The organism is Achromobacter sp., from assembly GCF_036567245.1.
Lineage (GTDB): Bacteria > Pseudomonadota > Gammaproteobacteria > Burkholderiales > Burkholderiaceae_B > Achromobacter.
This window is the reverse complement of record NZ_DATCUY010000374.1, coordinates 1-13339: the sequence shown is the minus strand read 5'-3', so window position 1 is coordinate 13339 and position 13339 is coordinate 1. Positions and strand designations below refer to the sequence as shown.

Annotated in this window: 12 protein-coding genes; 2 read left to right on the top strand and 10 right to left on the bottom strand. The window is 65.8% G+C overall.

The annotated features are described in order from the left end of the window. Positions 1-189 precede the first annotated feature (189 nt). The 10 genes from VIR09_RS16075 to VIR09_RS16030 all read right to left on the bottom strand — a co-directional run bounded on the left by VIR09_RS16075 (position 190) and on the right by VIR09_RS16030 (position 11594). Entirely contained in the window at positions 190-2766 is a 2577-nt protein-coding gene (locus VIR09_RS16075) for a sensor domain-containing protein (protein WP_332013771.1), read from the bottom strand. A 39-nt stretch (positions 2767-2805) separates the two neighbouring features. Further along, the gene (gene siaD / locus VIR09_RS16070; protein WP_332013770.1) at positions 2806-3603 is read right to left on the bottom strand and encodes a biofilm regulation diguanylate cyclase SiaD; all 798 of its coding nucleotides are present in this window, start codon (positions 3601-3603) and stop codon (positions 2806-2808) included. Continuing rightward, positions 3600-3977: a biofilm regulation phosphoprotein SiaC gene (gene siaC, locus VIR09_RS16065; protein WP_332013769.1), complete on the bottom strand. Its 378-nt coding sequence runs from the start codon at positions 3975-3977 to the stop codon at positions 3600-3602. Before siaC ends, siaD begins: the two co-directional genes overlap by 4 nt. Before the next feature lie 35 nt (positions 3978-4012). Next, complete coding sequence (gene siaB, locus VIR09_RS16060) at positions 4013-4552, bottom strand: biofilm regulation protein kinase SiaB (protein ID WP_332013768.1); 540 nt, start codon at positions 4550-4552, stop codon at positions 4013-4015. Positions 4553-4575: 23 nt separating this feature from the next. Continuing rightward, positions 4576-6564: a biofilm regulation protein phosphatase SiaA gene (gene siaA, locus VIR09_RS16055; protein ID WP_332013767.1), complete on the bottom strand. Its 1989-nt coding sequence runs from the start codon at positions 6562-6564 to the stop codon at positions 4576-4578. A gap of 311 nt (positions 6565-6875) precedes the next feature. Continuing rightward, positions 6876-7580, bottom strand: a complete 705-nt coding sequence (locus VIR09_RS16050; protein ID WP_332013766.1) for an ABC transporter ATP-binding protein — start codon at positions 7578-7580, stop codon at positions 6876-6878. Continuing rightward, complete coding sequence (locus VIR09_RS16045; protein ID WP_332013765.1) at positions 7580-8347, bottom strand: ABC transporter ATP-binding protein; 768 nt, start codon at positions 8345-8347, stop codon at positions 7580-7582. The genes VIR09_RS16050 and VIR09_RS16045 overlap by 1 nt, the downstream gene beginning before the upstream one ends. Next, the gene (locus VIR09_RS16040) at positions 8344-9309 is read right to left on the bottom strand and encodes a branched-chain amino acid ABC transporter permease (protein ID WP_332013764.1); all 966 of its coding nucleotides are present in this window, start codon (positions 9307-9309) and stop codon (positions 8344-8346) included. Before VIR09_RS16040 ends, VIR09_RS16045 begins: the two co-directional genes overlap by 4 nt. 2 nt (positions 9310-9311) lie before the next feature. After that, the gene (locus tag VIR09_RS16035) at positions 9312-10232 is read right to left on the bottom strand and encodes a branched-chain amino acid ABC transporter permease (protein ID WP_332013763.1); all 921 of its coding nucleotides are present in this window, start codon (positions 10230-10232) and stop codon (positions 9312-9314) included. A gap of 198 nt (positions 10233-10430) precedes the next feature. Then, positions 10431-11594: an ABC transporter substrate-binding protein gene (locus VIR09_RS16030; protein ID WP_013391328.1), complete on the bottom strand. Its 1164-nt coding sequence runs from the start codon at positions 11592-11594 to the stop codon at positions 10431-10433. A 368-nt stretch (positions 11595-11962) separates the two neighbouring features. On the opposite strand from VIR09_RS16030, the gene VIR09_RS16025 reads away from it, so the two are divergent. Together VIR09_RS16025 and VIR09_RS16020 are read left to right on the top strand one after the other, a co-directional pair. Then, on the top strand, positions 11963-12457 hold the full coding sequence (locus VIR09_RS16025; RefSeq protein ID WP_088138207.1) for a MarR family winged helix-turn-helix transcriptional regulator: 495 nt from the start codon (positions 11963-11965) through the stop codon (positions 12455-12457). A gap of 49 nt (positions 12458-12506) precedes the next feature. After that, positions 12507-13339, top strand: an 833-nt coding sequence (locus tag VIR09_RS16020) for a hypothetical protein (protein WP_332013762.1), incomplete at its 3' end; no start/stop codon positions are given.

The window sequence follows — 13339 nt, the reverse complement described above, 5'->3', positions numbered from 1 at the left end:
CGGGGCGTCGATAAGCCCGACGGAATCCGAAGGAACCGCCGCAGGCGGTGACGAGGATGAGGATGGGGAAGTCCGGAGCGAACGCTCCGGACCGCAATCGTTGCCCCGCGCCCCGCAGGCCGCCGACGCGACAGGAGTCTTAAGAACCAACGGACCCGACAGAAGCAACAGCAACAGCAGCCAGAAAGCCTAAGGCCTACCCCGCAGCCATTCCTCAAGATCCCCCGCCGGCAACGGCGGAGAAAACAGGAACCCCTGCCCCGCCGCACACCCCTGCTCGATCAGGAACCGTCGCTGCTCTTCGTTCTCGACGCCTTCGGCCACCACAGGCAGGCTAAGGCTCTCTCCGATACGAATCACCGCGCTGGTCAAGGCCCGGGCCGCGTCGTCGCTCTCCAGCCCCTGCACGAAACTGCGATCCAGTTTGAGTTCATCCACGATCAGCCGCCGCAAATGCCCCAGGCTGGAGTAACCAGTGCCGAAGTCGTCCATCGACAACCGCACCCCCAAGCGATGCAGTTCCGCGATGGTCCGCAAGGTGCCGGCGGTCGCGTCCAGCACCACGCCCTCGGTGATCTCCAACATCAGGTCCGCCGCCGCCAATCCGAATTCAGCCAGCGTCGCCTCGATCATTCGAGGCAGGTTCAGGTTGTGGAAGTTCGTCGCCGACAGGTTCACCGACACCGACGGCACCTGCAGGCCGTTGGCGCGCCAGACCGCCAGTTGCGAACAAGCCTCGCGCACGGCCCAGTCGCCCAGGTCGCCGATCAACCCGCACTCCTCGGCCAGCGGCACGAAGCGTGCCGGCGAAATATCGCCCAGGGTCGGATGGCGCCAGCGGGCCAGCGCCTCGACGCCGTACAACTGGCCGTTCTTGAGGCCCACCTGCGGCTGATAATGCAGCCGCAGCGCCTTGGCCTCCAGCGCGTCGCGCAAGGCGGCTTCCAGCGCCAGGCGCTCTTGCGCCTGCCGGTTCATCTCGGCGCTGAAGAAGGAAATGCGATTGCGTCCCGCCGTCTTGGCCTGGTACATCGCCATGTCGGCGTGACGCAGCAGCGTATCCATGTCGCGCCCGTTTTCCGGGAACACGCTGATGCCGATGCTGACCGAGGGATTCAGGGTGATGCCGCCCACCGAGAAAGGCTGGGCCAGGGCCACCAGCACGTGTTCGGCCGCGGCCGTCAGGCGGCCGTGTTCAAAGTCCGGCATCAGCATCACGAACTCGTCGCCCGACAGCCGACCCACGATGTCGGTCGCGCGCGCCAGGCGGCGCAGGCGCTGCGCCACGTCGCGCAGCAGCGCGTCGCCGATGGGATGGCCCAGCGTGTCGTTGACCTGCTTGAAGCGGTCCAGGTCCAGGAACAGAACGGCAACACGCTTGCGCTCGGGTTCCGCGCGGGCGATGGCCTGTTCGGCCTGCGCCAGCAGCAGGTTGCGGTTGGGCAGGCCCGTCAGTTCGTCGTAGAACGCCAGTTGGCGGATGCGGGCGCGGGCCTCTTCGCGTTCCAACGCCAGCGCGCACAGATAGACGCACACATCCACCAGCCGATGGTGGAAATCGTCGGGCAGGCGCCGCTCGCGGAAATAGAAGCCGAAGGTGCCTATCACCCGGCCGTCGCTGGATTTGATGGGCGACGACCAGCAGGCCTTTATGTCCTCGGGCAACGGCAGATGGCGGTAATCGTCCCACAGCGGATCGGTGGAGATGTCCGGCACGATCACGGGCCGCCCGAGGAAGGCCGAGGTGCCGCAGGCGCCCGCCTGCGGACCGATGGCCACACCGTCCAGGGCGTCGGCAAAGGCCTGCGGCAGGCTGGGCGCGGCCAGCGGCCGCAGCAGGCCGGCGTCGTCCACCCGCAGCACGCTGGCTGCGACCTCGGGCGCCAGACGCTCGACCTCGCGGCAGACCATATTCATGACCTCGACCACCGAAGCCTCGTTGACCATGGCCTGCAGCACGCGGCGCTGCAGCACTTCATGCACCTTGGTGGGCGTGATGTCCGTCAGCACGTCCACGATGTTGACCAGCGTGCCGCGTTCATCGAACACGGAGTTCGCCATTACCGAGACCCACAGTGGCCGGCCGGCGCGGTCGTAGACCAGCACGTCCTTGTGGTAGCCCTCGCGGCAGGCGACGCGGCGGTCCAGTTCTTCGCGCGTGCCGCCGTCCTGCCGGCCGCCAGCCAGCAATTCGCCCAGCTCCTGGTTCACGGCATCGCCGCGGGCGAAGCCCAGCATGCGTTGGAAGCCGTCGTTCACGTAGACGATACGGCCGTCCTTGCCCGACACGGCGACGGCGTTGCCGGTTTCGTTGATGCCCAGCAGCAGGAGGCGGATCTCTTCCTGGCGATCGGCATCCGCGATGGACTTGCGGGATATGACGGAAATCCGGACCACTTCGCCGACTTCGTCGGCGATGGGCATGTAGGTGGCCTCGATCCAGACGAAGCCGCCGTCCTTCTTGCGGTAGCGGCAGGTGCCGGTGAAGTGCTTGCCGCCCAGCAGCCTGGCCCAGACCTGTTCGCCGCCGACGATCCCCTTGCCCTCGTCCATGCTGTCGCACAGCATGTCGTGGCGTAACGCCAGGGCCTCGTCGCGGGCGTAGCCCGCCAAGGCGAGAAAGTTCGCGTTGGCGTTCAGCAAGGAGCCGGCCGGGTTGAAATCGAACAGCAGCAGCGCCCGATCCATGGACGCCAGGTAAGTGCCCGGGTGCCACGCGGCGCCTTGAGGGCGCTCGTCGGTGACGCCTGGATAGGAATCAAGCATATGGGGCTCCATGCCGGATAACAGCTGGTCCGGTTTCATTCAGCGCTTCGGAAACCCGAGTTCGACGCGATCGCGTCCGTCCTGCTTGGCCAGGTACAGGGCCTGGTCCGCGCGGCTGAGCGTTTCAGAGAACGTCTCTCCTAGCTGGTGGTATGCCATGCCTATGCTGACGGTCAATCCCAATACGCCGTCCCCCACCGTGATCGCCAGGGCCCGCACCGCGCCCACCAGCCTGTCCATGACGCGCTGGGCATCCTCGGGCTGGGTGCTGGGCAGCAGCACCAGGAACTCCTCGCCGCCCCAGCGGCCGCACAGATCGTATTCGCGCAGGTTCTTGCCCAACGCGCCAGCCAGCTCGACCAGCGCGCGGTCGCCCGTTTCATGGCCATAGCGGTCGTTGACCGACTTGAAGTGATCCACGTCCAGCATCGCCACGACGAAGGTCGAGCCGCCGCGGGAGACGCGCAGGACCTCCTGCTTGATCATCTCCATCAAGGCCCGCCGGTTCAACAGCCCGGTCAAGGCATCGCGGTTGGAGGTTTCCAGCAACGCTGAATTCAGGTCCCGCATCATGCTCTGATAGTGGTCAGAAATGCGCGCGATGCGGGTCAGGCGGCGCAGTTGCCGGTCGAAACGGTCGCACAGGCCCAGCTCGCGTTCGTGCGCCATGCTCTGGTAGGCGTCCGACAGCTGGGTCACGCGCTCGATGCGCGCCATCTGCTCGGCCGTGTGCCGCCACAGCGCGTCCAGCGCTTCATGCAACGGATGGCCTTGATAGGCCGGGTCCGCCAGCAATTCGGCGATACGCTTATCCAGCTGGGCGGCGGCGGATTTCATTGGCGGCCGACGACTGAAAAGGGAAAGGTGCAGTCTTCCTTGAATTCCTCGGCCAGCTCGCCGACGCGCTCGTTGCGCATGTCGTAGAACCAGGTGACGCTGACCTCGCGGCCCTTGCCGTGGGCAGCCTCCAGCAGATCGAAGATATCCATGACGGACTTGATGCTGCTGGTGTTCAGATACAGCAGTTCGAGCTCCAGCTTCAGGGGCGCGGCGCTGCTCAGCAGGTAGGCTTCGGCCCATTCAATGACGGGGCCGAACAGCTCGAAGGAATTCTCGGGATAGGAGTCGCCGCGCATCGCCAGCACGCCGGCAGCAGTGTCGGCGGTTATGGCGGGCGTGGACTGGGTCCCCGGAATATTCAAATCTTTCATCAATTGCTCCAAATATATTTCTTGGGCAGGCGCGTTCATATCACGACGCTCAGGCTGAAAAAAGCCTGTCCTGCCGCCGCCGCGGGCGTGAGGCTGGCTTCCAGCGGAGCGCCTGCCCGGCGGGCGATGTCGATCAGCCCCAGGCCCGCGCCCGAGGCGACGCCCTGGGCGCGCGGCTTATGCAGCTGCGTCTTGTATTCGGCCTTCAGGGCGGCCTTGTCCAGTGTCGCCAGTTCCTGGATGCGGGCGACCAGCGACTGGCCATCCTGGGACTTGACCAGATTGCCTGCGGACACCACATAGCGGCTTTCATCGCGGCGGCCGATCACCACGGTGGCCGAGGCGTCCACGTCGCCATGCTGCGCGGCGTACTGGCGGATGTTCTGGATCATCTCGATGTAGACCGAGAAAACGTCCATGGCCTCGGCCGGCCGCGCGTGCTCCGCGTTCAGGTAGTTCTTGAGCGCATTGCCGATTTCCTCGATCAGGCTGCGGGAAATCGGTCCGTTGAAGCACAACAGGGTGCGATTCTGGTTGAACCGTTCGCCCAATGCGTAAAGATCGGAGGCATTCATGGGGGTAACCGCCCTGATAACGTTTATTCGAAACGGAACGACAGCAAGGTGATGTCATCACGCTGCGGTCGCCCGCCTTGATACTCTGCCAGCGCTTGGGTAAAGGCGGCCGCCTGTTCGGTTAACGGCCGGCGCGCGTGCGTCTTGAGCATTTCCGCGAACCGGGTATTGCCGAAGCCAAAGCCGTGCTCGCCTCCCGCCTGGTCCAGGAACCCGTCCGTGACCAGGTAGAAGGTCCAGCCGGGGTCCATCCTCAGTTCGATGTTTTCGTAAGTCTCGGTACGCTTGTCCCCCAGCGCCCGCTTGCCGCCCGGCACCTCGCGCAGTTCGTCGCCGTTGCTTGCGTACAAGCTGATCTTGGCGCCGGCATAGCGCAGCCTGCCGGCTTGGCGGTCAATATAAACCAGGGCCGCATCAGTGTTCGTGGCCAGCGCGCGGGGCAGTTGCGCGTCCGCAAGCATGGCGCGGATGGCGTTGTCGGTGCGGGTCAGGATGGCGGCGGGATCGGCCGGCCCCGCCTCGGTGATGGCCAGGTCTATGGCCGCGCGGGCCAGCATGGTCATCAGTGCCCCGGGCACGCCGTGGCCGGCGCAATCCATGATGCCCAGCAGGCAATTGGCGCCGTCGGAGCGAAACACGTAAAAGTCACCGCCGACCACGTCGCGCGGCTTCCACAGCACGAAATGGTGCGCCCCCAGGGACTGGGTCAGTTGGCGGTCCGGGAGGATGGCGCGCTGGATCAGGCTGGCGTAATCGATGGAGTCGTCGATCTTCTTGTGGGCGGCGGCCATGGCGCGGTTGGCGTCTTCGAGCTCGGAGGTGCGCTCGCGCACCTTGGTTTCGAGTTCGGCGGTGTGCTGGCGCACCTTGTCCGCCATCACGCCGAAGGCACGGCTGAGGTCGCCGATCTCGTCCTGGCCGCCCGGCGGCAGGCGCACGTCGTAGCTGCCGTCGGCGATGGCTCGCGCCGACTGCTGCAGGCGACGCAAGGGGCGCAGCATCAGGCGTTCGATGGCGTATCCAAAGCACAGCAGCATGGCCGCGAACAGGACCACCAGGCCGATGGCGGCGGGCCAGAGCCAATCCGTGTCCAGCACCCGGGCCGCGCCCAGGTCCACCACGGTCAGCACGTGCCAGTGCAGTTCCGGCATGTAGGCCACCGAAACCAGTTGCCGGATGCCGTCCATCTTGACCCAGGCGGATTGCACCGATTGCGGGTCGGTCCGCGCCGCCTTCAAGGCTGCGGCCAACTCGGCGCGGCCCTCGCCGCCGTCCAGCAGGTTGAACACCGTGCCGCGGCCGGCGCCGGCGCCGCCGGCGCCCGAGTTGTAGGCGATGAGCGAGGCGTCCATGTGCGCCTGGATCGCGCCTTCCTCGTCGACGATGATGGGAGTGACCCCTGGCTGGCCGCTATTGACGAATTCGCGCAGGAACCCGCCCACGTCCAGGCCGGAGCCGGTCAGGCCGATGACCCGGTCGCCGTCGCGCACCTGGACGTTGATCCAGACCTTGGTGGTCTGCAGCTTCAGGTCCGGATTGACGTTGATGTTGTACTTGGCCGGGGACGCCAGCGTCAGGTAGAACCAGGCGTCGTCGGCGGCGCTCTTGCTCAAGGTGTAGCGCGGCGTCTCGGACAGCGGCTGGTCGTCGTTGAAGTAGTAGTTACCCGAGGCGGCGCTGGCGATGAAGTAGGCGCGGCCCAGCAGATCGCGGCGGTAGCCGTCGGCTTCGCGGAAGAACAGCTCGCGCGCGGCCGGATCGCTTTCGTGGCGCAGCCAGCGGCGCGTGACCTCGCTATCCGCCAGCCGCAGCGACAGGGCCAGCTCGCGGGACACAGGCGCCAGGATGCGCTGGCGGTTCAATTGCGTGAAGTTGTCGGAGAAAGCGCGCCCGAAGTGCTCCCGGACCCCGTCCAGCACCTGCCAGCCAATCAAGGCGGCCGGCGCCAGCGCAACCACGCACGCCAGCAATAGCGCCATCAACGATTTTCTGCGCAAACCCCATTTCGCCATGCAAAGTCTTCCTGACAACTAGATAAGACGTAACCTGCGTGAAAAGGGGACGCGCGCAAGGGCTTGGGCCGTGTAAGCCGCTTATTGCCGCGCGATTGCCCCGCTTGTTCAGCCATGAGCCCGATGCGGGCGTACCCACGCGGCACGTCCAGCGCGACAAGTTTAGAGAACAGTGGTTCCAATTGAAACAGGCGCAAACGCTTGTAAGACGTTCCCGCGCCCTAAGTTGCACTGTTGCAATGTAAATGTCGATTTATTGCTTTTTATGTCACGACTGACAACATTTGCCCGTTTACATTGCAGCTTTCTTGCTACACGCCCAGGTAGCGCTCCCACAGGCCGCGATCGGCGTCCAGGGCCTGGGAGTCTCCCGTCCAGACCACCTTGCCGCGCTCCAGGATGACGTGGCGGTCGGCCAGGCTCAGCAGCCGTTCGACATATTTGTCGATGACCAGGATGGTCTGCCCGGCCTGGCGCAGGCGCGCCAGGCAATTCCAGATTTCCTCGCGGATCTTGGGCGCCAGGCCTTCGGTGGCCTCGTCCAGGATCAGCAACCGCGGATTGGTGACCAGCGCCCGGCCAATGGCCAGCATCTGCTGCTCACCGCCCGAGAGTTGGTTGCCCATGTTGCGGGCGCGCTCGTGCAGGCGCGGAAAGAGTTCGAAGACCCGTTCCGGCGTCCAGGGTTCGCCGATGTCCGGATTGCGGCCGGCGACGAAGGCCGTCAGGTGCTCACGCACCGTCAGGTTGGGGAAGCATTGCCGCCCTTCTGGCACGATGGCCACGCCGACCCGCGCGATGCGGTCCGGGCTCCAGCCGCTGATGTCCTGGCCGGCGAACTGGATCTTGCCGCCGCGCAGGGGCAATTGCCCGAACAGGGTGCGCAGCAGCGTGGTCTTGCCCATGCCGTTGCGGCCCAGCAGGGTCACGACCTGGCCCGCGCCGATCTGCAGGTCCACGCCGAACAGCACCTGGCTGGCGCCGTAGCCGCTCTTGACGGATTCGATGGTCAGCATCACGCGGTCTCCTCGTCGCCCAGGTAGGCCTGCCGCACTTCCGGATTGGCGCGGATTTCGTCAGGGGTGCCGGTCGCGATGACGCGGCCATACACCAGCACCGACAGGCGGTCGGCCAGGCGGAACACCGCCTGCATGTCGTGTTCGACCAGCAGCATGGCGGCGCGGCCACGCATGGATTCGATCAATTCGGTCAGGCGCACGGTTTCATCCGGCCCCATGCCCGCCATGGGCTCGTCCAGCAGCAGCACGTCGGGCCGCGCGGCCAGGGCCAGCGCGAATTCGACCTTGCGCTGTTCGCCGTGCGGCAGGGTGCCGGCCGGGCGCTCCAGCAGGCTGGCGTCGATGGCGCATTCCCGCGCCAATTCGCGCGCCTGTTCGTACAGGGCCGATTCGGCGGCGCGCGGCTTCCAGAAGCGGAAGCTGCTGCCCGCGTGCGCCTGCACCGCCAGCACCAGGTTGTCCAGCACGGTGGATTGCTTGAAGATATTGGTGATCTGGTACGAACGCGACAGCCCGGCGGAGACGCGCTGGTGGGCGTTCATGCCGGTGACGTCGCGGCCGCCCACTTTCAGCGTGCCCGAATCCGCCGTCAGCGTGCCCGACAGCAGATGGATCAGCGTGGACTTGCCCGCGCCATTGGGGCCGATCAGGGCGTGGATTTCGCCCGGGTTCAAGGACAGCGACACATTGTCGGTGGCGACCAGCGCGCCGAAGCGGCGCACCAGTCCCGTAGCCTGCAAGGCCGGCGTTACGGCAGCGTTCATGATCCCACCTTGCCGGATTGGGGAGCAGCGGCGCGGCCGCTGAACAGCGGGCCGAACAGCCCGACCAGGCCGCGCGGCGCGCCGAACACCACGCACAGCAGCAACACGCCCAGGGGCAGGTGCCAGTATTCGGTCCACAGGCGCAGCACTTCTTCCAGGGTCAGCATGACCACGGCGCCGGCCACGCCGCCATAGCGCAGGCCGATTCCGCCCACCAGCACCATGATCAGCAGGTTGGCCGACTGGGTCCAGTGCATCAGGCTGGGCGAGATGAAGAGGTTGTGGTTGGCCAGCAGCGCGCCCGCCAGGCCGGCTATCGCGCCGCTCAGCGTGAAAGCCATCAGCTTGATGCGGTAGACCGGATAACCCATGGATTCCATGCGCGATTCGTTCTCGCGTATGCCTTGCAGGGCCGTGCCGAAGCGGGAGGTCACCACGCGGCTGAATACCCACATGATCAGGGCGAACAGCGCCAGCACCAGGTAATAGAAGCTGACGTCATGGGCCAGGTCGATGCCCGGCAGGGTGGAATAGCCCGGCAGGTTCAGTCCGTCCTCGCCGCCATACTGGCGTAGCGAGATGAAGATGTAGAACAGCATCTGCGCGAAAGCCAGCGTGATCATGATGAAGTACACGCCGCGGGTACGCAGCGAAATCGCCCCCGTGATGCAGGCCAGCACCGCCGCCAGCAGCATGGCCGCCGGCCAGACAATCAGCGCGGACGTGACGCCCGCCATGGCCAGGATGCCGACCGCGTAGGCGCCCGCGCCGAAGAAGGCCGCGTGCCCCAGCGCCACCATGCCGCCGTAGCCCAGGATCAGGTTCAAGCTGGTCGCGGCCAAGGCGTAGATCAGCACCCGCCGCACGAAGGAAATATAGAAGTCCAGGCCCAGCGCCGGCGCCACCAGGGGGAACACCGCCAGCGCGGCCAGCAGGACCACGGTCCAGATGATGGATTTCATGCTCAACCCCGCGCCGGAAACAAGCCGGAGGGCCGGAACACCAGCACTGCCGCCATCAATACGTAAATGGCGATGGCGGCCAGCGTCGGTCCGACGCTGGAAGCCACGGCCGGCGAAAAGACCTGGCGCAGCAGCATGGGCAGGAAGGCCCGCCCCGCCGTGTCCACCATGCCCACCAGCAGCGCGCCGACGAAGGCGCCGCGGATCGAGCCGATGCCGCCGATGACGATGCACACCAGCACCAGGATCAGGATTTCTTCGCCCATGCCCACCTGCACCGAGGTGATCGGACCGAGCAAGGCGCCGGCCACGGCGGCCAGCATGGCGCCCAGCACGAACACGCCCAGGAACAGCAGCGGCACGCGCACACCCATCAGGGTGGCCATCTGGCGGTTGGACGCGCCCGCCCGCACCAGCACGCCTGCGCGGGTGCGCGTCACGAACCAGTACAGGCCCGCGGCGGCAGCCACGCCGAACACGATGATCATGAGGCGATAGGCGGGATACAGCAGATCGGGCAGCAGCCGGACCGGGCCGGACAACACGGCCGGCATGTTCAGCATGACGGGAGCCGGCCCCCAGATCATCTTGACCAGATCGTTGGCGATGAGAATGATGGCGTAAGTGCCCAGCACCTGGGCCAGGTGGTCGCGCAGCGCGAGGCGGCGGATCAGCGTGAGTTCCAGCACCACGCCGACGATGCCGGTGGCGACGGCCGCCACCAGGACGGCGGCGGTGAATGAACCTGTGCGCTGCATGGTCTCGGCGGCGACATAGGCGCCGGCCATGTAGAGCGAGCCGTGAGCCAGATTCATGATGTCCATGATGCCGAACACCAGGGTCAGCCCGGCCGCGATCAAAAACAACATCAACCCAAACTGCAGACCGTTCAGCAATTGCTCGACGATCAGCGTAAACGTCATGAAAACTTCCCCCTTGCCGCGAATTGCCGATGGCCTAGCTCGCGGTCAAATCACAAAAGCCAACTGATTGCCCATCACGCAGGCGCACCCACCGCCGCGCGTGCAGAGGTGCACCCGATCCGGATGCCGCGGAGCCGGCTCCGCCGGTCCGCAGGCATGCCCCCTTGAGGGGGAAGCGCGCAGCGCTTCGGGGGTGGGCTACAGCTTGCACTCGCCGACGTAGACGTCCTGGTACTTGTCGAACACCTTGCCCACCAGCTTGTTGGTGATGCGGCCGCTGCCGTCCTTGTCGACGACGCGCAGGTAATAGGACTGGATGGGATAGTGGTTCTTGCCGTAGGTGAAGCTGCCGCGCACCGAGGGGTAGTCGGCTTTTTCCAGCGCGCGCACGATGGCTTCGCGGTCGGAGACCTTGCCGCCGGCCTGCTTGACAGCGGCGTCCATGGCCATGATCACGTCGTAGGCCTGGGCGGCGTACACCGAGGGGTAGCGGCCGTTGTATTCCTTGCGGAAGGCTTCGACGAAGGTCTTGTTCTGCGGCACGTCCAGGTCATGCGCCCACTGCGCCGTGTTGTACATGCCCAGCATGGGCTCGCCCACGGCCTGGATCACGTCCTCGTCGGCCGAGAAGCCCGGACCGATCAGCTTGACGCTTTGCGCCAGGCCGGTCGACACGAATTGCTTGACGAAGTTGATGCCCATGCCGCCCGGCAGGAAGATATAGACGGCGTCCGGCTTGGCGGCGCGGATCTGCGCCAGTTCGGCGGCGTAGTCGATCTGGCCGAGCTTGGTGTAGACCTCATCGCCCGGAGCGGTCTTGTAGCCGCGCTTGAAGCCGTTCAAGGCGTCCTTGCCGGCCGGATAGTCCGGCGCCATGATGAACATCTTCTTGAAGCCGCGGTCCGCCGCGACCTTGCCGGCCGCTTCGTGGAAGGCGTCGTTCTGGTAGGACGTGCCGAACCAGTATGCATTGCATTGCGCGCCGGCGAACTGGCTGGGGCCGGGGTTGTTCGACAGGTACGGCACCTTGGCCGCGAACAGCGCGGGGCCGACGGCCAGCGCCACGTTCGAACCGATGGGGCCGGTGAAGAAATCGACCTTGTCGCGCTGGATGTAGCGCGTCACCAGTTGGCGGGCCTGGTCGGGGTTGCCGCCCATATCGGTCTGCACAAACTCGGCGGGCTGTCCGCCCAGCTTGCTGCCCAGTTGCTTGATGGCCAGGTTGAAGCCGTCGCGGGCTTCGGCGCCCAGCGCCGAGAACGGACCGGAGATGTCGTTGGCGATGCCGACCTTGATGGTGTCGGCGCTGGCCAGTGCCGGCACCAGGGCGGCGGCGGCCAGAAGGGAAGTGATCAAACGCATGGTGGTGTGCTCCGTGCGCGAGCCCGCGCAGAGGGTGTTCTTTTTTGGAATCGCGATTCGAAAGACTTCTTGCTGCACAGCCAAGGCTGGCGTGCTTCATAGTTTAGGTTTAAAGTATTCGGCAAGACAAGTCTAGGGTTTTTACCAAAGGGTTTTTACTAATAAGCTACCGCCATGGCTACCCTCCACCAAAACGATGAAAGCGCAGCGCCAGCTACCCGGCACGACGTTCGCGCGACAGTACCCGACATCCCGCCGATACTCAAGAAGCGCGCCGCCGGCAACGCCACGGCCTACCCGGCGATCCGCGCGATCCTTGATCAACAGCATCTGGCGCCCGCCCCTCATTCCCGGTAATTTCCATAGCCATGACCGATACCCCCGACCTGGAATCCCGCGCCGCGCCCGACGATCACCATGCGTTGCGCCTTTGGCTGCGCATGCTGACCTGCGCCAATCTCGTCGAAAGCGAGATCCGCAGCCGCCTGCGCAATGAATTCGACACCACCCTGCCGCGCTTCGACCTGATGGCGCAATTGCAGCGCGCGCCCAAGGGCATGAAGATGGGTGAACTGTCGCGTCACATGATGGTCACCAACGGCAATATCACCGGCATCACCGACCAGCTCGAAAAGGAAGGCCTGGTGGTACGCACCAAGGTCGAGTCCGACCGCCGCAGCTCGCTCATCAAGCTCACGCCGCTGGGTAAAAAGAGCTTCGCCCGCATGGCCCGCGCCCACGAATCCTGGGTCAAGTCCATGTTCGGCGACCTGCCCGAAGGCACGCGCAACGCGCTGTTCCAGGCCCTGGGCGAACTCAAGCTGCAAGTGGTGGCGACCCGCTCGGAATCCGCCAAGACCTGAAGGCCCGTGCGCGCCGATGTCCGCTGCGGATTGGCGCATAATTGCCGCCATGATTCCGGTTTCTCTTCCTGGCGGTAATTTCTACGTGTTGATGGCAGCGTCGCTGGCCTGCCTCGCCACGCTGCTGACCTGGCTGGCCGTGCTGGCCACCACGCCCAACGCCCGGGCATGGCTGGGCGGCCACCGGCGCGGCGGCGCCATCTTGATGGCCTTTCTCGCCATCATCGGCGCCATCTTTCCTTATCAGCAGTTCAGCCTGTGGTTCTCGGCCCGGCAAAGCGCCCAGGCCGATGCCGAACGCAAGACCGCGCTGGCCCAGCCGACCCAGTTGGCCGGCGTGGCGATGCCCGCCGGCACCGTGCTCAGCCTGGCCCAGCCGGGCGACCTGACTTCGTTCGACCTTGCTGTCTTTCCCGAAGCCCACCCTGCCTCCATCCAGGGCGTCGCCGCCACGCGCATGTTCCGCTACCCGGCCAGCAGCAAGCAGGCCGAGACCTTGTCGGTGGAGATCGCGCGCGATCAGGCGCAGGACGGCTGGCTGTGCGCGCATGGGCACCGGCTCGAATTCGTGCTGCGCGACGGGCACCCGAACTTCGCCAGCTGCCATCTGGCCATCGGCAACACCCTGAACCAGCAACCCGTGCCGCCTGGCGCCTGGCTGAAGGTCATCAACGGCGCCAGCGCCGCCGACGCGCCGCGCTGGCTGCTGCGCACCGAAGGCAGCGAGGCGCTGGAGGTGGCGCGCCTGCCCCTGCTGAAGGTGGACATGCAGCTGGACAGCCAACGCCGCACGCTGGATTTCGAGGGCCTGCTGGCCCGCGAAACCGCACTGGGCGACATGACCTACCCGCCCGGCACCCGGGTGTTGGCCGCCAGCCTCCG